Below are 21084 nucleotides of genomic sequence, written 5' to 3'. Positions count from 1 at the left end.
GTCCGTGACCGAGTGCGCATCCGAAAACCAGCTACGGGGCATCAGGCGATTTGGTTACAGAGTTTCAAAAGAAAATTTTCTTTTTTTGCGGTTGGACATTCCGTGGATCTCTAACCCCGAGCAGCCTGAGAGTATTTCGTTGGCGCGCTGCGCTCTCTGCGAGCGCGCCGCGCAGAAAGCGCCGCGCTTCAACAGATTAGGCGTGATGCGCGAGATTAGGCGTGACGCGCGCTGAGTTGCATTGCACAATGGAATTCGGTCGGCCTATCCGCGCGCCGGCTTCAGCTTCGCCATCTGCGCGACCGTTGCGCGCAACTCCTCGGCATTGAAGGACGGAAACGAGCAGATCCGGTTGCTGCAGGCGAAGGCCGCGGGTTCGCCGAGATCGGGATACTCCACGTCCGGGTTGGGCAGCTTACCCTCGCGCGGATCAAGCCATTCCAGGCGCTTGTAGCGGGCCGGCAGCGCGCGGGCCAGGGCATGCAGGCTTTTCGCGCGGGCGTCGTCCTTGTGTCCGACGATCGTCATGTGGGTCGGCTCCACCGCGAGTTCTTCGTCGGCGAGCAGAACGCCGGGCATGGGACGCATCATCCCGGCCGAGGCGCTGGCAAGATAACGCATCGCGTGTGCGGCCTGCTCGCGATAGGCATCAACGCCGAAGTAGCGGTTGAGCAGGTTCATGAACCTTGCGACCTGCACCTGGTCTTCGATCAGCTTCGCAGGCTTGGCGAGCACGCCGGTCTTGCCTTCCGCGGTCTTCGAGGTCACGAAGCCGCCGGCCTCGTCCCGGAAGGTTGCGACGAAATCGCCAGCCTTCGCGGCTGATGTGAGCCAGTCGCGATTTCCCGTGGCAGCATAGAGATCGAGGAAGGCCTGGCCCATCGCCAGCGTGTCGCCGATGAACGGCCCGCCGCGATCCTTTTCGCCATGGCGGAAGCCGCCTTCCGGCAGTGCACGGTTTTCGATCACCCATTTCGCCGCGCGCTCGGCGATCGCCAGCGCCTTGGCGTCGTTGGTGACGTTGTAATAAGCCGAAAGCCCCGAGATCGCCCAGCCGTTTTCGCGTGCGTACAGGTTCTTGTCGATGCGCGGCATGCCGAGCTTGCGGCGCTCGCGGTCCGACAGCGCGTAGTATTTATGACCGTCGGTATCGTGATCGAGATCGGCGTCCTGGCTGACATAGAACGCACCCTCGGGGCTCGTCAGAAATTGCGCGAGATAGCGTTCGATATTGCGTGCGGCGGCAAGGTATTTCGGATCCTTCCACAGCGCGTAGGCCTGGCTGTATTGCCTGAGATACTGCGCCTGGAACGACATGATCTTTTCGAAATGCACGCGGGTCCAGGAGCCGCCTTCGGAATACTGGTATACGCCGCCCCAGACCGGATCGATCAGCGCAATGGCGGCATCCAGCGTCTGCCGGGCACGCTTGGCCGCAATGGTGTCGCCGGCCTCGGCGCGGGTGATCGCCAGATCCAAGCTGTCGGCGTCGATGTATTTCTGGTTCTCGCCCCAGCCGCCGAGCTTTTCTTCATAGGATTCGTCGACATTCTTTGTCAGCGCGGCGCGCTGCTCCTTGTCGAGGAAGGCGGAGCCGGATGGCTTCACCTCAAAGGCTTCGCCGACCGACGGCCCCGGCGTGGGATCATCGATGATCGCCTTGAGCAGCGCCTGCATTCGTTCCGGCTCGATGTATCCCCTGATCTTGGCGATCTCGGTGCCATCAGGGCCGAACACGATGGTCGCCGGCCATCCCCAGTCGCCATAGCGGCTCGACAGGTCTGGATTGGCGTCCTGGTCGACCCGCACCGGCAGATACTTTTCCGCCAGTAATTCCCTAACCTTGGGATCGGCGTAGGTCGTCTTCTCCATCACATGGCACCAGTGGCACCACACCGCCTCGAGATCGAGGATGACGAAACGCTGTTCGGCCTGCGCGCGAGCGAACAAATCGCCGCTCCATTCGCTCCATTTCGGCCCGTCCGCGGCGAGCGACGGAGAGGCGGCAAAGGCGGCGAGGACGAAGGCGACAATGCGGACGAATTTCATGATGGCTCCCGGAAGCGCTGGCGTTTTTTCGAGATACGCAGGCGGCAGGATCCGGGCTCAGCCTTTCGCCGATGTCACGGCATTGTGAGCGTCTTCGACGGGTCGCGGTGACCGCTGGCATTCACCAGCAGCCGATCCAGAGAGGCGGCGCCGGGACCTGCGATGGCGAGCCACATGAAGGCGGCGAAGTAGGTCGCCTCCTCGAAGCCGAGCAGCGTCTCCAGTGAATCGACATCGCCCCATTTTGCCGACCTGATGGCGACGACCATGACCACCGCCAGCATTGCGGCCGGAATGCGTGTGAACAGGCCGACGATCAGCATCGCGCCGCCGAAAAATTCGACGCCAGCCACGAAGGGGGTGAGTATCCCAGGAAACGGTATGCCCCAGCCGATAAAGTTTTCGGTCACCTGCGTCAGGTTGTTGAGCTTGCCCCAGCCGGCCAGCATGAAGGTGTAACCGACGATCAGCCGCATGATCAGCGGACCGGCCCAGGAAAAATGTGACGCGATCTGAGCGGGTAACAGGACAAGAAGATTGATGATAAAATTCATGCGACCTCCCCTCTAAGTATTTGTCGTGACGGGGCCGCCGGCCTGCAGTCTCCGTCAATCCGGCGCGCTCGAAAGTGCCGCGCGAAATCCGGCTCCGACAGCAGGTTCGCAGGCGACCGCCCGCTTGTTACGGAGCCTCAGCCGAAATTTTGCAGGGCCGGGAAAGTCTCGAGCAGCCAGATGCTGATGCTGGAAACGGCGCCGGTCAGGAAGCCGATGCCGGTGATGACCATCAGGACGCCCATGGCCTGCTCGACCTTGCCGAGATGCCGCTTCATCCGCGCAAAAAGGGAGGAGAACTGTTCGATCATGAAGGCCGCCAGCAGGAACGGGATTCCAAGCCCGGCGGAATAGACCGCCAGCAGGCCCGCGCCCTTGGCGACGGTGGCCTCGGCCGCTGCGATCGACAGGATCGCCGCCAGAATGGGGCCGATGCAGGGCGTCCAGCCGAACGCAAAGGCGAGCCCCATGGCATAGGCGCCCCACAGCCCGACCGGCTTCGGCATCTGCATCCGGCCCTCGCGCATCAGCAGCCCGATCCGGGTCAGGCCGAGGAAATGCAGCCCCATGATGATGATCACGATGCCGGCCAGGATCGAAAGCTCTGCCGACCAGGCGCGGATCAGGCTGCCGATCAGCGAGGCGCTGGCGCCGAGCGCCACGAACACGGTGGAAAAGCCAAGCACGAACATCAGCGCCGAAGCCATCACCGCGCGCTTGGAGGCCTGCGTCGGTCCGTCATTGGCGACATGCTCGATGGTCGCGCCGGTGAGATAGATCAGATAGGGCGGCACCAGCGGCAGAACGCAAGGAGACAGGAAGCTGACGAGACCGGCAATCAGGGCCGCCGGGATGGAAACATCGTGCATTGCATGACCTTCGAGAATTGCCACAAGGCATAGCGCCGTCCTGACATGTACGGAACAGCCAATCGCGAAGTTTCGTCGTCATTACGGCTCAACTGCGGTCACAGAGCCGTGTCCAGGGCGCCGAAATGGCCTCGCGGCTGAAACAGGCGCTGGTATGGTCTCGTAAGGCCGGTAACGGCCCGCGAACAGGACCCCCGCATGCGCCTCGGCATCCGCACCGCCATTTCAGCCCTCGTGCTGACGTCCATCGTCGTCAGCGCCGTCGGCGTGCATTTGTTGTGGTGGCGCACGGCTCACCAGGTCAGCCAGACGCTCGCCAACACCATCAACGACCAGATCGTTTCGGCAGTGGGCGACGAATTGCAGTCGGTCACGACGGAGGCGCGGTCGTCGATGATGGCGGTGCGGACGCTGCTGGCCGAAAAAGTGTTCGACCCACGCGATGCCCGGAAACGCGAAGTCGTATTCCGGTCGCAATTGCTGTCGCAGCCGACCATCTCCTGGGTAGCGTTCGGATGGCCGGACGGATCGTTCTTTGCCGGGCACAAACTCGGCAACAACGTCATCGAGATGCTCGAGATCACGCCCGACCGCAACATGCGCATCAATCGCTACGAATTCGTCGGCGACGATCTGAAGCTCAAGGCAAGCTGGTTCGAAGACACCGACTATTCCCTGACGGAGCAGCAATGGTTTCGGGTCGTCAGGGAGACCAATGACGAACACTGGTCGACGCTGACGACGCATCCGCGCGGCGAACGGCTGGCGGCGGCTTTCTCGGCGCCGGTCGAGATCGACAAGAAGCCGGCCGGCGTCGTCGCCATCATCATCGAGCTGACCCGCGTCTCGAATTTCCTGTCGCAGCTCACGGTCGGCAAATCGGCAGGCGCCTTCATTCTCGAACGGGACGGCAAGGTGGTGGCCTCGCCCGATCCCGATGCCAGCGAACTGGTGGCGCTGAAGACCGATCATCCGCTGTTTCCGGTCGCGGTCGAGGCAATCCGAAACGCCGGCAGCGCCTACGAACCCGGCGAAGGGCAGCCGTTCAATACGACGGTGACGCGGGACGGCAAGGCCTATCAGGCGGTGATCACGCCAATTTCCTTTCCAGGCTGGTCGCTGGTGACCGTGGTGCCGGAATCGGAATTTCTCGGACCGGTCCAGATGACGATCCGGAACTTGCTGATCGGCCTTGCGGTGCTGATCGTCTTTGCCGGGCTATTGTCGGCCTGGCTCGCCCAGCGTCTGATCGCAGCGCCCCTGATCAAGGTGGTCAACGAGATCAGGCATGTCGAGCGCTTCGATCTCGACAAGGTGCAACGGCATCCGTCGCGATTGACCGAGATCGGCAATCTTTCGGGCGCGATCGGCGACATGGCGCAGGGACTGGCGGCGTTTCGCAAATACATTCCCGCCGACCTCGTCAAGCGCCTGATCAGCGACGGCAACGGCGCGCGGCTGGGCGGCGCGGTGCGGCCGATGAGCGTGATGTTCATCGATCTCGCCGGCTTCACCGGCATGTCGGAGCGGCTCGGCGACCGCATCATTCCACTGCTGTCGCGCTATTTCGACTGCGTTTCGGCGCAGATTCAAAATCAGAACGGCACCATCGACAAATTCATCGGCGATGCCGTGATGGCGTTCTGGGGTGCGCCATCGCCCAATCCCGATCACGCCGTCGATTGCTGCCGCGCCGCGCTGGCGTGCCGGCTTGCGGTGGAGGAGGCCGGTCTCGTCGATGACCACGGCCAGAGCGTCAGGATCCGCATAGGCATCAATTCCGGCGACATGCTGGTCGGCAATATCGGGTCGGAAGTGCGGCTGAACTACACCGTGATCGGCGATGCCGTGAATATCGCGAGCCGCCTGGAAAGCACCAACAAGACGTACGGCTCCACGATCATCATCGGACCCGAGACGCGAAGGCTCGCGGGGAAGAGCGTCGTGGTCCGCGAGCTCGACCGGCTGGCGGTCTATGGCCGCGCAGGTGGACTGCAGATCTATGAATTGCTTGGGATGGCCGGTGAGTTTGACGGCAAGCTCGATTGGGTAACTTCCTATGAGGCCGGCCTCGCTGCCTGGCGCGCGGGCGACTTCATGGCCGCGATCGATGGCTTCGAGAAGGCGCTGGAGGTCCGCAAGGACGATGCCGCCTCATCCCTGATGATCGAACGCTGCCGCCAGCAGGTTGAAAATCCCACCGGCGAGGATTGGGACGGCACGACGGTCGCGCGGAGCAAGTAGACGATGCGGCCTTGCCGCCTTGCCCCGGGACGCCGTTTGGCCATAGATGTGCCGGCCTTGGAGCTACATCCATTGGCAATTGATAGAGAAGCCGTTCCGAATTGAAAGTGCTGTTGACCCATACGCCGCAGTCTCGCGCCCAGTATTACGGTGCGCGCAGCCTTGCCGGGCTGCAGGCCGTCGCGCAGGTGAAGCTGCATGAAGCAAACGATGCGCTCGACGCCGCCGGCCTGATCGCGGCGGCTGATGACGTCGATATCATCGTCGCCGACCGCCTCACCGCGGGACCGGGCGAGATATTTCCAAAACTTCCAAAACTGCGCGCCTTCGTCCGTTGTGCCGTTGATATCCGCAATATCGATGTCGACGCCGCTTCCGTGGCCGGTGTCCTCGTCACGCGGGCCGGACCCGGCTTCGTCCAGTCGGTCGCCGAGCTTGCGCTCGGCCTCATGGTCGACCTGTCGCGCGGCGTATCACGCGCCACCGCCGACTATCATGCCGCCCGCAAACCCGAAATCATCATGGGCCGGCAACTGGCCGGCAGCCGGCTCGGCATCATCGGCTATGGCAGCATCGGCCGTTACCTCGCCGACATCGCCAAGGTGCTGGGCATGGAGATCATGGTCGCCGATCCTTATGCCGCCGTCAGCGACGCCGACATCCGGCATGTGCCGCTCGACGATCTGCTGGCGCGCGCCGACTACGTCGTCTGCCTCGCGATAGCCAACGAGCAAACCGAAAACCTGATCGGGCAGGCGGCGCTGGCGCGCATGCAGCCGCATGCCTTCTTCATCAATCTGTCGCGCGGCAATCTCGTCGACGAGGCGGCGTTGGCGGCGGCATTGCGCGACAACCGCATCGCCGGCGCCGCGATGGATGTCGGCCGCGCGCTGGACCAGATGCCGTCGCCGGAGCTCGCCAAACTGCCGAACGTCATCGCCACGCCACACATCGGCGGCCTGACGCCGCCGGCGATCGAGAGCCAGGCGCTGGAGACGGTGAAGCAGGTCGAGGCGATTGTTGCGGGAGAGGTGCCGGCCGGCGCGGTCAATGCCGAACGTTGGAAGCGGCGGGGGTAAATCCGTTAAGATAGCATCTATGTTGCCTCTCAACGTCCACGGGACTACAGTAGCGGCCTGTAGGCTCGACAAGCGTCGCGACCAGTCGAAGCATGGTCGGCATGCGCAAGCGATTGCGCTTCCCGGTTGTTGTAGGCGGTTTGGCGAAGTAGGATATTGCGCCGCGTACTAACCGCTTAGCTTGACGGTTCAGATGAAGTGCCCCAGGTGCGAACACGACAATCGGCCTGAAGCGAAGTTCTGCGAGCAATGTGCCGCTCCTTTTGAGCGCGGCTGTCCCAATTGCGGTAGCTTGGTGTCACCGGGAGCCAAATTCTGTTCCCAATGCGCCCACCCAATTGGACTTGACGAAGAACATCGAGCGGTAAACCGCTTCCTGTCACCTGACAACTATACCCCAAAGCATCTCGCCGTCAGGATAATGACGACGAAACGCGATCTCGAAGGCGAACGCAAACAAGTCACCGTGCTATTTGCCGACATCGTCGGGTCCTTCAAGATCATAGCGGACCGCGACCCTGAGGAAGCACAGAAGCTTCTCGATCCGGTTCTCGATCTCATGCTCGAAGCCGTCCATCATTATGAGGGCATGGTGAACCGGGTCATGGGCGACGGCATCATGGCGCTATTCGGAGCTCCGCTCGCGCATGAAGATCATGCGGTGCGCGCATGTTATGCAGCCCTCAGAATGCAGCAGACGATTGCCCGTTATGCGGAGGAGGTCCGCCGGGTTCATGGCGCACCGATAACCGTCCGGGTCGGGATCAACTCCGGAGAGATCGTCGTCTCCTCAATCAACAATGATCTCTACATGGACTACACGGTTGTGGGACAGACCGCCCACTTGGCATCCCGCATGGAGCAAATGGCGATGCCGGGTTCCGTGCTCGCTGCTGCCGACACCATTCGCCTCGTTGAAGGATACGTCGAAGCGAAATCGCTTGGCGAGATGACGATAAAGGGACTGGCGCATCCGGTTGAAGTCTTCGAGATCACCGAAGGGGGCTTTGAGCGGACAAAATTGCAGGCGGCCGCCTCGCGCGGGTTGACGCCTTTTGTCGGTCGCGAACTCGAAATGCAACAACTCACCAAGGCGCTGGATCATGCACGCGGCGGTCATGGTCAGGTCGTGGCAGTTGTCGGCGAGCCCGGCATGGGCAAGTCGCGCCTGGTTCATGAATTCGTTCATTCGTCCCGGACCGAAGACTGCCTGGTCCTCGAAACAAATTCGGCTTCATACGGCCATGCGGCATCGTATCTGCCGGTGATCGAATTGCTCAGGCATTACTACTTCAAGATCAGCCAACGCGACAACGCCAAATCGATCCGCGAGAAGGTGACGGAAAAGATCCTGGCGCTCGATCCGTCGCTGCAGGATGTAATTCCGCCGCTGCTCGATCTGCTGGACGCTTTGGATTCAGGTCATCCGTTCCAATCACTGGATCCGCTGCAGCACCGACAGCACACATACCAGGCAATTACCAGATTGCTGTTGCGCGAAAACCATGTGCAGCCCGTCGTCGCCGTGTTCGAGGATTTGCACTGGAACGATTCTCTTACCCTGGGTCTTCTGAACGAAATCGTCGTCAATGCACGTGATGCGCGCTTGTTGCTGTTGGTAACCTACCGTCCGGAATTCAGTGACGGCTGGAAGGGGCGGCCGAATTACCGCAATCTGCGGCTGGAGCCGCTTCCGAGCGAAAGTCTCACCACACTTCTGCATACACTTCTCGGATCGGATCCGGCACTCGAAAACCTCAAAAATTTTGTCCTTGATCGCGCGGGCGGAAATCCGTTCTTCGTGGAGGAGCTGGTTCGAACGCTGGTGGACCGCAAGGTTCTGGAGGGATCGCGACAGAACTACAGGATGGTCAAGCCGATTTCGGGAAACGAAATACCGCCCACCGTGCAAGCCGTTCTCGCCGCACGTATCGACGCGCTGGCAAAGGCCGAAAAGCGGCTGCTGCAGGAAGCGGCAGTTATCGGACACGACGTTCCGCTCTCGTTGTTGAAAGAAATAAGCAGTCTTCCCGACAGCGAACTTCGCGGCGTTCTCAACAGCTTGCAGACGGCCGAATTTGTGTTTCCAACCCAGTTATTCCCTGACCTTCAATTTTCCTTCAAGCACGCGCTCACTCACGACGTCGCCTATGGAGGCCTGCGGAGCGAGCGGCGCCGCGACATCCATCAGCGCGTCGTTGTCGCGATAGAAAAGGTTTATGCCGGCCGCATCGGAGAACAGGTCGAACGCCTGGCCGATCATGCGCTACGTGGCGGGCTTCGGGAGAAGGCCGTGACGTATCTGCGCCAAGCGGGAACGAAGGCTGCGGATCGAGAAGCTTATCCCGAAGCTGTAATCCTGTTCGAGCAGGCGCTCGATGCGCTGGCTGGGTTACCGCAGAGCAAGGAGGCCATTCAGAAGGCGATCGATATCCGTTTCGATATCCGCAATGTGCTGCAACCGCTCGGAGATCGCGACCGAATTGCTGCTCGTCTGAACGAAGCGGAAGAGCTGGCAAACCGGATCGGAGACAGGCAGCGCAACGGATGGGTTCAGTCCTACTTGACGGAACAGTTCTGGATGCTGGGCCGATACAGGGAGTCAATCGAGGCAGGAGAGCGGGCGCTCGCTGTCGCGGAGGCGGATTTGCCGCTCCGGGTCGTGACCAATTTGCCTCTCGGGCTCGCGCACCACACCCGAGGAGACTACAAGAAAGCCCGCGAACATTTCGGTTGGAACGCCGCCCATTTGGAAGGCGGCCTGGCCAGCCAGCGTTTCGGAATGTTCGTCTTGCCGGCCGCGTTCTCACGCAGCTTTATCGCCTGGGGCTTGGCCGATACCGGGCAATTTTCCGAAGCATTCAATGTCGGCGAAGACGCCCTTCGCATCGCAGAGAATGCGAATCATCCCTTCACTTGCGGTTACGCGCATCTCGGTCTCGGCGTCGTCGCCTTGCGTCAGGGAAATTTGCGCCGTGCCCTGCGCTCGTTCGAGCGGGCGCTGGCAGCCGGCGCATTTGCAGATAGTCCCGTGGGCTTTGCCTACGTTGCGCTGCATTTTGGTTACGCCCTCGCTTTGGCCGGCCGGGCGAATGAGGGAATTCCAATTCTGGAGCAGAGTATCGAGGTTGCGGAATCCAAGGGTTTCGTCGCCCGTCATTCGCTCCGCTTGGCTTACGTCAGTGAGGCTTACCTTTCGCTCGGCCGGGAGAGCGACGCATTGAAGGCGGCCACGCGAGCACTCGAACTGGCCCGCAAACATGAGGAGCGGGCAAATGAAGCCTATTCACTGCGGTTGCTGGGTGAGGTGGATCTGTATCGGGGAAACCTCAGTGATGCCAAGCATTGGCTCACGCAAGGCGTAACGCTTGCTGAGGAATTAGGCATGCGGCCGCTGGAAGCGAACTGCCATAAGGGGCTCGCCAACGCGTTCGATCTTAGCCATCAGAAATCGAATGCAGAGCACCATCGCAGCATTTCAAATTCACTGGCAGAGGCGATGGAAATGCGTTTCTGGGGATGAGCTTGTGAAGCTGGAGATGTCGGGATAGGCTTCGTTCGCGCTTGGCATTTGTACAAAAGCAATTTGGAGGGGCACCATGGATCAGAATGAGCTTCTGCTTGGTATCGAAAGAATGCGAAGCGACTCCAACTACTACGCGGCGGAAGTGATGCGCCGCGACCTAGGTACGGACGCCTTGGTCGCCCCTGGAGCGACGAAGGAGGGGAAAGCGGCAGCTCAGCTCCTGTGCGTCACATGGGAATCGATCGCGATTCTGATACGCGGTGTCAGAACCAAGGACAAGATCTTCGAAGCTACGCCGATATGTCACATGTATAAGGAGCTCAAGCCGGCCATTGATATTTTCCGGAGGGAAGTCCCGGAGTTTGCCGCGGAGTTTGAAAAGCTGAATGCCGAATACCATGCCTGGCTGAAGAAGAAAAAGAAGAGTGGCGATTATGTGAGCCGCGCCTGCGGCGGTCTCTTGCATGCACGATTTGGCTAACCAGGCACCCGGCGAGCGCCTCGGCTCTCGCTTTTCCACTTGGCTGCTTCGTCCGTACCTTGACCTGGGCCCGTGCCAAGTCGGCCCCACCCATGCCAAATCGGTTGACGCCGGTTGGCAAGCCAATGCCGATCTGGATAGCCCTTCCTTCCTTCCCCAACGTGCATTGTCGCCCGGCTTCCGCATGCAGCTCGCGGAGCAGGCCGGCGCGCCTTACGCAATCAACGATCCCCGCGACCTTGCCGAGGATCTGCGAACTGATCGGTGGCGCAAGCTTTGTCACGACCTTGAGCTTTGGCCAACGCTTTCGTCGGCGCGCAAATGCCGGTTGGCGATGCTGCTTCACTCGATGTGCTTCTACGAGCCGTTGCTCAAACTCATCCCGGTAGATTGGTCAGGTGCAAGCATTTCCGATCTCTGCGGGGCACAACTCGCTTTCTGCCGCGCCTCGGCAAAGTTCATGCTCGATTTGCCAAAGCGAACGTCCGGTTATGAATCCGAAACCATGTCGGCTTTTGAGAATATTGCGATCGACGATCGGACCGACAGGGCGGTAAGATTCAATGCAACAGCAATGGTCTTCGTTCAGAAGGCCAAATCCCGCGCGCCCCTCGCGGAGCTCGATGATTGGAGCAAGCGGCTGGAGATCGCGTTTGCCGCCGTGAAGGACGGCGAGAATGGATTTGCCGCACGATTGCTTGAAAGCAGATTCCATCGCGGAATGGGCTTCCTCCCTCAAGCTGCCGGCGACCAGGAAGCGATGATCAGGACAATGGACATTGCGGAACACCAGGCGCGGGACCTGGCGCCGACGAGCGCGGCGGAGGAGATTCTCTATCGAGAAAATCTGCACGCAGTTCTGGAGAGCCGGACGAAGGAGGCGCTGTGGCTGAATGATCTTGACCTGGCAGCAGCGCGGGCGGCCGAGCTAACGCGGATAGATCCATACGATTCAAAGGCCTGGGTCGAGCTTGGTCAGGTACATTATCGTCAGGAAAATTGGCGGCGGGCCGCCGACGCATATGTCGTTGCGGCGACGTTGGGTCCGCCAGCAAGTTCAGTCGGCCGGTACATGGCGGGCGTTTGCTTCGGCAAACTGGGTTTGGATTTTTTGGCCGCGTTCCTTTTCAAGGAGACCCTCGAAATAGATCCCCTCGGAATATCGTCCCGCCAGGAAATATTTGACTTGCCGGACATCGCGGCCCTCGACACACTCAAGCAATGGGCCCGTTCGAATATAAGATTGTGATCACTCTTCCTGTCGAATCATGATCGCGCCGGCAACGGACCGGTCACCATTGTCCTTCCAATGATGGTGTAAGCGCAGAGTGTATTCGGTCAACGGGACCAACCCGAATTGTAACCCATGCGTCTCCCCTTCTTCTACGGCTGGCTGATCGTTGTGGTGACGTTTGTCACCATGGCGATCGGCGTGAATGCGCGGACGGCGTTCTCGCTGTTCTTTCCGCCGATCATCGGCGAGTTCGGCTGGGACCGCGGCGTTACCGCCGGCGCGTTTTCGTTCGGCTTCGTGGTTTCCGCGGGCGTCAGTCCGCTGATCGGGCGGATGATGGATCGTTTCGGGCCGCGCGGGGTGATGGAGCTCGGTGTTGCGCTGATGGGCGGTGGGCTGTTGCTGGCGCCGCTGACGACGCAGCCCTGGCATCTCTATCTCACCATCGGCGTGATGGTCGGCGCGGGCAGCGTGTGCCTCGGCTATTCCGGGCAATCGCTGTTTCTGCCGAACTGGTTCATTCGCCGCCGCGGGCTTGCCATGGGGCTCGCGTTTGCCGGCGTCGGCATCGGCTCGGTGACCTTGCTGCCGTGGGTGCAGCACATGATCGAGCAGACCGGCTGGCGCACCGCCTGCACCGCGATGGGCATCCTCGTGTTCGCCGTGCTCGCGCCGATCAATCTTTTCCTGCGCAAGCGCCCCGAGGATATCGGACTATTGCCGGACGGCGACGCCGCGCCGTCGGCGACATCGGCAGTACCCGTTTCGAACGTGGTCGATCCGGTCTGGGCCGGCACCGACTGGACGCTGCGCCGCGCGCTGCGCACCGCACGTTTCTGGTGGATCGCGATCGGTTACTTCTCGGGCCTGTATATCTGGTACGCGGTGCAGGTCCACCAGACCAAATACCTGCTCGACATCGGCTTCAGCGCCAACGTGGCGGTCTGGGCGCTCGGCGTCGTCAGCCTGCTCGGGATTCCCGGCCAGATCTGGCTCGGGCATCTTTCCGACCGCATCGGGCGCGAATGGATCTGGGCCATCAGTAGCGCCGGCTTCGCGATCTGCTTCGCGGCGCTGATCGCCTTGAAATTCGCGCCGGTGTTGCCGCTGGTCTATCTCATGATCTTCACCCAGGGTGCGCTCGGCTATGGCCTGACCTCGATCATGGGCGCGGTGGTGCTGGAAATCTTCCAGGGCAAGCAATATGGCAGCATTTTCGGCACCATCATGCTGGCGGCGCTGGCAGGCGGCGCTGCAGGCCCATGGGCGACCGGGCTGCTCTACGATCTTTCAGGCAGCTATACGCCAGCCTTTGCCATCGGCATTGCCGTCAGCATCCTGTCGGGGATCGCGATCTGGCAGGCATCGCCGGGCAAGGTGAGGGCGGTCGCGGGACAAATGCACAAGGTGCCGATCAGGAGTGGCGCGGGCTAGCAGGATGAAGAACTCACCGCGGAAGCGTGTCGATGTCGAAGGTCTTTCGCAGCACTTCCGTGCCGTCTCTGGTCACGCGGTAGGTCGCGGTGTAGCGGCCGCCGGGCCACGCCGCCTCGGTGCGCTTCTTGCCGGAGAGGATGAGGAACTGCGCCTTGTCGCGATCGAGGGCGGGAAGGCTGTTGGCCGCAAGCGACGTGCCACCCGGGCCTTGCACCGCGAGGAATTGCTGGTCGCCGGCCTGCAAGCCGATGGCTCTCACATAAGCGACCAGCGCATCCGAAGCGGACGTGACGGAATGCTTGCCGATTTCTCCGGACTCGACCAACTCCATGGTCGGGGCGATGGCGGCAAAGCCGTAATCGATGATTTCGCGGGGGCAGTATTGCATCTGTTCGCCGAGCGAAGCGGCCCAGATCGACCGGCCGCCGCCGCAGGAATCCTGCGTCGCGCCATAGGCAAAGGGATCCACGATCTTGCCGTGATGCCTCACCGTGAAATGCAGATGGAAGAATTCGGTATCGCCGGATAGTCCGACCAAGCCGATCGGCTGTCCCGTCGTCATCTGATCGCCGACCTTGACCCGAACGCTGCCCTTGGCCATGTGGCAATATTGCGTGCGCCAGCCAGCCTCATGCTCGATGACCGCGCCGTTGCCGCATTCCTTTCCGGCAATGGCAGCCTTGCCCACGGTTTTGACCGAGACGTCGTCCATGTCGTTTCGCGTCCCGATGACGCGGCCGGGCGCCGCGGCGAGCACATCTATTCCCTGCCGTTGGATTTCCAGATTCCGGATCCTGATGTCGGTGCCGTCATGGCCGTCATAGCTGCGGCCGCCGCAGCGGTAGTCGCGGGCCTTGTCGGAAGCGTCGTGATCGACATAGCTCTGGAAGAAACAGGTCAGGCCCGGCTGGCACCTGACGGGCAGCGCGAGCGAAATGACTTCCTCCGCTCTGGCGTCAAGCGCGGTGGCAAGACACAGCGAAATCAGGATCAGGTATTTCAGGGGCATCCCTCCGCGTGCAGCGAAACGATGCATAGGTTGGCGCGCGGAATGTGTCGAATATCCGATGTATCGTTCGCGAGCATCCGCGGGGCGCGCGAGGGGGGAAGCACGCGGAAGATGTTCACTCACGCCGCCGAAATTCCCATCGCCCGTTGCAGGTCGCCGATGGCGCGGAAAAAACTGTCGGGCGCCGTCGTCTCGGGATCGATCAGGCGGTGCAGGCGGAAGCCATCCTCCAGCGCCAGTACCAGCGCGCCGGCCCATGTCGGATTGAGAATGGTCGTCCTGCCGCTGTTCCTCGCCGTGGTCTCGATGATGTCGGTGACAAGTTTCCGCCGCGCGCGCAGCCGCTTGGCGAGTTCGGGGCGGCGCTTCTCGGCGCGCGCCACGAACAGGATCATTTCCATGTGAAGCAGCGGAGAGCGGCCGAGCGGATCCTGCGCGCTGCGGTTCATGCTCTTCAACGCATCGAGGAAATCGGCGAGAGTCTTGTGCTGCTCGAGCAGATCGCGGATCCGGCCGATCGATTGCTCGACGTGATCCTCGAGCATGGCGATGATCAGTTCGTCCTTGCTCTTGAAGTTTGAATAGAACGCCCCGCGCGTAAAGCCGGCCGCCGCCGCGATCGTCTCGATGCTGGCGCCGCCGATGCCCTGTTCCTCGAACACGCGCGCCGCCGCCTCGAACAGCTTGTCGCGGGTCTCGTCCCTTGTCGGCCTGGTTCGCACTCTTGACATCTGCCCAGTTTAGGCGAGAATGCAACTCAATACAACAGTGTATCGAGTTTGGTCGATCGGCCCGGGGGAAACGCGCTGAACGGCGCATAGCCAGCATGAGGTCACCATGAACGAGCATGTTCAGACTGCCACTAGCGCTCCGTTGTTCAATCCGCTGGCCCCGGAATTCATCCGCAATCCCTATCCGCATTACGAGCGGATGCGCACCACCGACCCGGTGCATCTGACGTCGTTCGGGGCGTATGTGGCAAGCCGCCACGCCGAGGTCAGTCTCGTCATGCGCGACAAGCGGTTCGGCAAGGACTATGTCGAGCGCACCATTCGCCGCTACGGCCCCAAGATCATGGACGAGCCGGTGTTCCGCAGCATGAGCCACTGGATGCTGCAGCAGGATCCGCCGGATCACACCCGGCTGCGCGGGCTGGTGGTGAAGGCCTTCACCGCGCGCCGGGTCGAGGATATGCGCCCGCGCATTCAGCAGGTCGTCGACGAGACGCTCGACCGCGTCATCCCGCAGGGCAAGATGGACCTGATCGAGGATTTCGCGTTCCGCCTGCCGGTCACCATCATCTGCGACATGCTCGGGATCCCCGAAGAGCATCGCGAAGCGTTTTATACCGGTTCGCGCGATGGTGGACGCCTGCTCGATCCGGTGCCGCTCTCGCCCGAGGAAATCAAGCAGGGCAACGCCGGCAACGCGATGGCGGCGATGTATTTCCAGCAACTGTTCGAGCTCAGGCGCAAGCACCCGGGTGACGACCTGACCACGCAACTGGTGCAGGCTGAGGAAGACGGCAGCAAGCTCACCAACGAGGAACTGACCGCCAACATCATTCTCCTGTTCGGTGCCGGCCACGAGACCACCGTCAACCTGATCGGCAACGGGTTGCTGGCGCTGCATCGCAATCCGGATCAGCTCGCGCTGCTCAAGGCCCGGCCCGAGCTGATCACCAACGCCATCGAGGAATTCCTGCGCTACGATTCCTCGGTGCAACTCACCGGCCGGGTGGCGCTGGAAGACATCGACGATCTCGGCGGAAAACGCATTCCGAAGGGCGAGAGCGTGCTGTGCCTGCTCGGCTCCGCCAACCACGACCCCGCGGTCTATCCTGATAACCCGGAGCGGCTCGACATCACCAGGCCCAATGTGAGGCCGCTGTCCTTTGGCGGCGGCATTCACTTCTGCCTCGGGGCCCAGTTGGCGCGGATCGAGGCCGAGATCGCGATTTCGACCCTGCTGCGCCGGCTGCCGGACCTGCGGCTCGATGACGCTGTCAATGCGGAATGGCGGCCGACCTTCGTGCTGCGCGGCCTGAAGCGGCTGCCGGCAAGCTGGTAACGCGGCCGGCCACGGCGGTTCGGCCCCGGCGCAGGTGCTGGAGCCGGGCAGGGCTCCTGTCAGTATGACGCTGTGACTTCGCCATACTTCTCTCTATATTCCGGGCTGCCCCGGCACCGGTTCCGGCATGACGCGCGGCCGGCGCCGGGGCGGTTCAAGGGGAAGCACCGTGCAGACGACACTGCTCGGCCTGGCAATCGCCTTCATCATTGCGCTGATTGCCGCGCTGGTCGGGCCGTATTTCATCGACTGGAGCCAGTTCCGGCCGCAATTCGAGGCTGAGGCGACGCGCATCATCGGCGCGCCGGTCCGGGTCGGCGGCAAGCTCGACGCGCGCCTGTTGCCGGCGCCGTCGCTGCAACTGCACTCCGTCGCGGTCGGCGGCGCCAACGATCTCGGCAAGGTTCGCGCCGACAAGCTCGACGTGGAATTCAGCCTCGGCTCGCTGATGCGCGGCGAGGTACGCGCCACCGAACTGACGATCAACGGCATGTCGCTCGATCTCGGCCTCGATGCCAAGGGACGGATCGACTGGCCGGCGACGACCGGGACCGTCAATCTGGGTTCGCTGGCGATCGACCGGCTCAATCTCACCGGCCGCATCGCCCTGCATGACGCGGCGAGCCGCTCCACACTCGAGCTGAACGACATTGCCTTCAGCGGCGACGTCCGTTCGCTGGCCGGCTCGGTCCGCGGCGACGGCAATTTCATGCTGTCCGGCACGCGCTATCCGTTTCGGGTCTCCTCGGGACAGGGGCCCGACGGCAACGGCACCCGCGTTCATCTCAACATTGATCCGGGCCAGCGTTCGCTCGCCATCGATCTCGACGGCCTGCTGAACTTCGATTCCCGTGCGCCGCGGTTCGAAGGCGCGATAACGCTCGTCGCTCCTCCCGGCCAGAAGGGGAAGGGCAACGATCCACCGTGGCGTATTGCTGCGAAGGTCAAGTCCGACTATTCGGCGGCGCGGCTGGAACAGGTCGAGGTGACCTATGGCGCCGAGGAGCGCGCGCTGAAGCTTGCGGGCAGCGGCGACATCCGTTTCGGTGCGGCGCCGCTGTTGCGTGCGGCGCTGTCGGCGCGTCAGCTCGATGCCGACAGGTTTGTTACCAAGGAAAATGCAAAGGACAATGCCGCCGAGCCGGCTCGCGCGTTGCCGGCGCTGCGGGCTCTCACGTCAGTCGTTCCGCATTTGCCGATATCAGCGCAAATTGAACTCGCTTCCGAGCAGGTCATCCTCGGCGGGCGGCCGCTGCAGGACATCGCGGCCGAGCTCGAAAGCGATGCCAAATCGTGGCGCGTCCACAGGTTGGAGTTCCGCGCGCCCGGCGCGACCCGGGTTTCGCTCAGCGAAGCCGCAGCGAAGGGCGCCTCGCCGGACCAGTTCAAGGCGGCGGTTAGCATCGATTCCTCCGATCCTGAGGCGCTGTTGACCTGGCTTCAGGGCCGCGGCGACGGCGCCTATCGCAGCCAGAAGCCGCTTCGCCTGCGCGGCGATCTCACTGTGGCGCCGGAGGGCTTTGCCATCGACACCATGAAGGCCGACATCGATGGCGGCGCTGTGGAGGGGCGGGTGGCGGTGTCGCACCGGCAAGCGAATCGGGGCTTGCGGGTTGATGCCGAGCTGAAGTCCGAGCGTCTCGATCTCGATGCCGCCACGGCCTTTGCGCGGTCGCTGGCGGGCCCGCAAGGCGAGTGGCCGGATGAGGGAAGACTTTCGCTCGATGTCGGCCGCGCCACCTTCGCGGGCCAGGAGCTGCGTCCGCTGCTGGCCAAACTGTCCTACTCGCCGGCGAAACTATCGCTCGAGCAGTTGAAGATCGGCGAGCTTGACAGCCTGGCGCTGGACGGCGCGGGCAATTTCGACCGTACCAATGCGACCGGATGGTTCGCGCTCAACTCGACCGCCGCCTCGCTCGGCCGGTTGACCGGCCTGGTCGTTCCCTTCTCACCGTCGCTGGCTACGCGGCTCAATGCGATGGGGACCGGCCCGGGCCCGGCGCGCCTGAAACTGGCGCTCGACCTCACCGGGGACGCCCGGCCGTCCGATCGCGTCCAGGCCCGTGCCACAGCCGAACTCGACTCGCCCCAGCTCAAGGGCGTTACCACCATCACCGCCAAGCCGGCAGTCGCGGCAATTCAAGGCATCGATCTCACCGAGCTCCAGCGCAGCGACGTCGGGATCGCAGCGAAACTGTCAGCCGAGCAGGGGCGCGCTCTGCTCGGCCTGCTCGGCTTCGATCGCATCGTCACGGCGGGCGATGGCGCGGCGCAATTCGAGGGCACCGCGACGGGCGCATGGGGCGCGCCGTTGCGGCTCAAGGCAAAGATCTCGGCAACGGGCCTCGAGGCCGAAGCCGAAGGCTCGGCCGAACCATGGGCACAGGAGGCCACGGCCAGTCTCGCCCTGAAGGTTGGCCGCGCCGATTTCGCTCCGCTGCTCGATCTCAAGCCGGCGGATACGCTGGCGCAGAACATCGGCCTGACTTCGCGCGTGCAGCTCGCCGGCAACCGGCTGACCTTCGACGATCTCGATAGCAGCGTCGGCGGTTCGCGGCTGCGTGGCCGAGTGGCGGTGATGCTCGGCGAGGAGAAGGAGATCGAAGGGGAAGTCGGCGCCGAGCAGATCGCGCTGGCGCCGGCCTTTGCCCTGGCGCTCGGTGCCGCCGGACACGATCCCGGCGAGCCGCTCGGCACCGGGCTTGCGAAAGGCTGGCGCGGCAGAATCACGTTTCAGGCGCTGCGCGGCCTGCTTCCGGGCGGAAGCGAACTGCAGCCGGTGAGCGGGGTGGTCAAAAGCGATGGCCGGTCGCTGAGCTTCGATGACATCAGGGGCAAGATCGGCGGCGGCGATGTTACCGCGAGTATCGATGCAAGACCGGGTGCGAACGGAATTGCGGTAAATGCGAGCGTCCAGCTCTCGGACGTGGACGGCACCGCGCTGCGCTACCGCAATCTCGCGATGCCCGGCGGCCGCGCGTCGCTGCAGATGACGCTGACGAGCCAGGGCCGCAGCGCCTCGGCGCTGGCGGGCGCGCTGTCGGGCAGCGGAACGCTGACGCTGGAGGCGGCCAGGATTGCCGGTCTCGACCCGCGCGCCTTCGAGGTCGCGGTTCGCGCCAATGACAGCGGGCAAGTCAAGGACGACGTGCGATTGAAGCAGATCGTCGAATCCGCACTGCCGGCCGGCGCGCTCGCGGTGCCTTCCGCGCAAATCCCGTTCACCATCCGGGACGGTCGGCTTCGTGTCGGTGCGACGACGCTGGATGCCAATGGCGTGCGGGCGATCGTCTCCGGCGGATACGATATTGCCGCCGATCAGGCCGATATCCGCGCCGCGCTTTCGCTGACGATGACGACCGGGAAGCCGGAGATTCAACTGCTTGCGGTGGGCACGCCGGACGCGCTGAGCCGCAGCGTCGACGTCGCGCCGTTGTCGTCATGGCTGGCGGTGCGCGCGATCGATCACGAGACCCGAAGGCTTGATGCGATCGAACGCGGCGAGCCGCCGCCGCCGGCGCCGCCGCCGATCGTGCTGCCCGCAGAGGGTTTTTCACCGATCCAGGAAGCGACACCGAGCGCGCCGGTGACCCCCGCGCCAAAGGGTGGCCGCGAACGGCGGCCGCCGGCGAAGAAGGCGGCTACGCCGCAGCGCTCGCCCGTCGTCACTGCGCCGCCCGCGCCTGTCGCTGGCCAGCCGCAGGTCGCGCCGCTGCCGCCGCCGATCGACGTCAGGCCCGCACCGGGCGCCGCCAAGCAGAAGCCGCCGCCGCCGCGTCCGCCGCTGGCGCTGACGCCGCAGGTCGGCAATCCGTCGCCGCGCTCGAACTAAAGCGTGACCGGAAAAGTGTGCAGCGGTTTCCCGAAAAGATCATGCTCAAGGCGCATATTCTAAGCCATCGACGGTCTGCACATTCACCGACAAATCAGTACGGGGATTTTCGCGTGCGCGAGCACCCTGTTTGTCACACTGCCGATCAGAAGCTTGGAAAGTCCGCTGCGCCCATGCGATGACATGACAATGAGATCGCAGCCTTTGTCCTCGGCTGCTGCGATGATGGCTTGATGGGGTTGCCCGTTCTCCACCTGAATCGTCTCGCAGGAAATACCAGCCTCCTTGGCCGCGTTTGCCGCGCGATCCAACACGCTCGTGGCCTGCTCCTTGCGCAGCTCGGCATATCTTGCGACGGCTTCAAGGAACCGCCCTGTCAGTTCTGAAAACGGTTCGAGAACGAAGATAACAGATACCTTCGCTCCAAGGGATTTCGCCAGCGCGAGCCCATGCGCCACCCCATGCTCCGCTAGGTCCGAGCCATCCGTCGGAATGAGAATATGCCGGTACATGCATCACCTCTCGATTGTCCGGGACGTACCGCTGCCTTCCGAATGTAAGCTGGGCCCGCGTTTCGGAATCTTGAGATAGATCAATCATCGGTCCATCGCGCACCGCCCCTCGCGCTGCCCTGTCGTTGCAGTTCTTCGGCGGTCGGGAACCGCTCGCGGCGGCCTTGCTGATCTATCGATTCCGCGCG

General features: G+C 62.8%; 14 protein-coding genes and 1 pseudogene. 9 read left to right on the top strand and 6 right to left on the bottom strand.

The genetic code is table 11. The features are described from left to right. Window positions 1–264: 264 nt before the first annotated feature. From ACH79_RS01440 to ACH79_RS01430, 3 genes are all read right to left on the bottom strand, one after another. Window positions 265–2049, bottom strand: a complete 1785-nt coding sequence (locus tag ACH79_RS01440; protein WP_161849422.1) for a thioredoxin domain-containing protein — start codon at window positions 2047–2049, stop codon at window positions 265–267. A gap of 74 nt (window positions 2050–2123) precedes the next feature. Continuing rightward, the gene (locus ACH79_RS01435; protein WP_202639160.1) at window positions 2124–2603 is read right to left on the bottom strand and encodes a DoxX family protein; all 480 of its coding nucleotides are present in this window, start codon (window positions 2601–2603) and stop codon (window positions 2124–2126) included. A 137-nt stretch (window positions 2604–2740) separates the two neighbouring features. Continuing rightward, on the bottom strand, window positions 2741–3472 hold the full coding sequence (locus ACH79_RS01430; RefSeq protein ID WP_161849421.1) for a cytochrome c biogenesis CcdA family protein: 732 nt from the start codon (window positions 3470–3472) through the stop codon (window positions 2741–2743). 198 nt (window positions 3473–3670) lie between these two features. On the opposite strand from ACH79_RS01430, the gene ACH79_RS01425 reads away from it, so the two are divergent. From ACH79_RS01425 to ACH79_RS01400, 7 genes and pseudogenes are all read left to right on the top strand, one after another. Next, entirely contained in the window at window positions 3671–5716 is a 2046-nt protein-coding gene (locus tag ACH79_RS01425) for an adenylate/guanylate cyclase domain-containing protein (RefSeq protein ID WP_161849420.1), read from the top strand. 101 nt (window positions 5717–5817) lie between these two features. Then, complete coding sequence (locus tag ACH79_RS01420) at window positions 5818–6795, top strand: hydroxyacid dehydrogenase (protein WP_161849419.1); 978 nt, start codon at window positions 5818–5820, stop codon at window positions 6793–6795. A 193-nt stretch (window positions 6796–6988) separates the two neighbouring features. Then, window positions 6989–7105, top strand: a pseudogene (locus tag ACH79_RS44980) (zinc ribbon domain-containing protein); the annotation flags it as partial. 111 nt (window positions 7106–7216) lie between these two features. After that, window positions 7217–10318 (top strand): adenylate/guanylate cyclase domain-containing protein, encoded by a 3102-nt coding sequence (locus ACH79_RS01415; RefSeq protein WP_246738385.1) that lies wholly within the window; start codon window positions 7217–7219, stop codon window positions 10316–10318. A 76-nt stretch (window positions 10319–10394) separates the two neighbouring features. Further along, window positions 10395–10802 (top strand): hypothetical protein, encoded by a 408-nt coding sequence (locus ACH79_RS01410; protein WP_161849417.1) that lies wholly within the window; start codon window positions 10395–10397, stop codon window positions 10800–10802. Beyond that, entirely contained in the window at window positions 10786–12051 is a 1266-nt protein-coding gene (locus ACH79_RS01405; protein WP_161849416.1) for a hypothetical protein, read from the top strand. The genes ACH79_RS01410 and ACH79_RS01405 overlap by 17 nt, the downstream gene beginning before the upstream one ends. Before the next feature lie 117 nt (window positions 12052–12168). Then, the gene (locus ACH79_RS01400) at window positions 12169–13470 is read left to right on the top strand and encodes an MFS transporter (RefSeq protein WP_161849415.1); all 1302 of its coding nucleotides are present in this window, start codon (window positions 12169–12171) and stop codon (window positions 13468–13470) included. A gap of 13 nt (window positions 13471–13483) precedes the next feature. On the opposite strand, the gene ACH79_RS01395 is transcribed toward ACH79_RS01400, so the two are convergent. Together ACH79_RS01395 and ACH79_RS01390 are read right to left on the bottom strand one after the other, a co-directional pair. Then, window positions 13484–14482 carry a M23 family metallopeptidase gene (locus ACH79_RS01395; RefSeq protein WP_161849414.1) on the bottom strand — a complete coding sequence of 333 codons (999 nt, stop codon included), beginning with the start codon at window positions 14480–14482 and terminating at the stop codon, window positions 13484–13486. A 119-nt stretch (window positions 14483–14601) separates the two neighbouring features. Further along, window positions 14602–15213 carry a TetR/AcrR family transcriptional regulator gene (locus tag ACH79_RS01390; RefSeq protein ID WP_161849413.1) on the bottom strand — a complete coding sequence of 204 codons (612 nt, stop codon included), beginning with the start codon at window positions 15211–15213 and terminating at the stop codon, window positions 14602–14604. 106 nt (window positions 15214–15319) lie between these two features. Between ACH79_RS01390 and ACH79_RS01385 the strand changes: the two genes are divergently transcribed. Beyond that, window positions 15320–16552, top strand: a complete 1233-nt coding sequence (locus ACH79_RS01385) for a cytochrome P450 (protein WP_161849412.1) — start codon at window positions 15320–15322, stop codon at window positions 16550–16552. A 169-nt stretch (window positions 16553–16721) separates the two neighbouring features. After that, on the top strand, window positions 16722–20384 hold the full coding sequence (locus ACH79_RS01380; RefSeq protein WP_161849411.1) for an AsmA-like C-terminal region-containing protein: 3663 nt from the start codon (window positions 16722–16724) through the stop codon (window positions 20382–20384). 83 nt (window positions 20385–20467) lie between these two features. On the opposite strand, the gene ACH79_RS01375 is transcribed toward ACH79_RS01380, so the two are convergent. Next, window positions 20468–20896, bottom strand: a complete 429-nt coding sequence (locus ACH79_RS01375) for a universal stress protein (protein ID WP_161849410.1) — start codon at window positions 20894–20896, stop codon at window positions 20468–20470. Between the last annotated feature and the right edge of the window lie 188 nt (window positions 20897–21084).

Origin of the sequence: Bradyrhizobium sp. CCBAU 051011, from assembly GCF_009930815.1 — a bacterium.
GTDB lineage: Bacteria > Pseudomonadota > Alphaproteobacteria > Rhizobiales > Xanthobacteraceae > Bradyrhizobium.
This window is presented reverse-complemented; position numbering and strand designations above follow the sequence as displayed.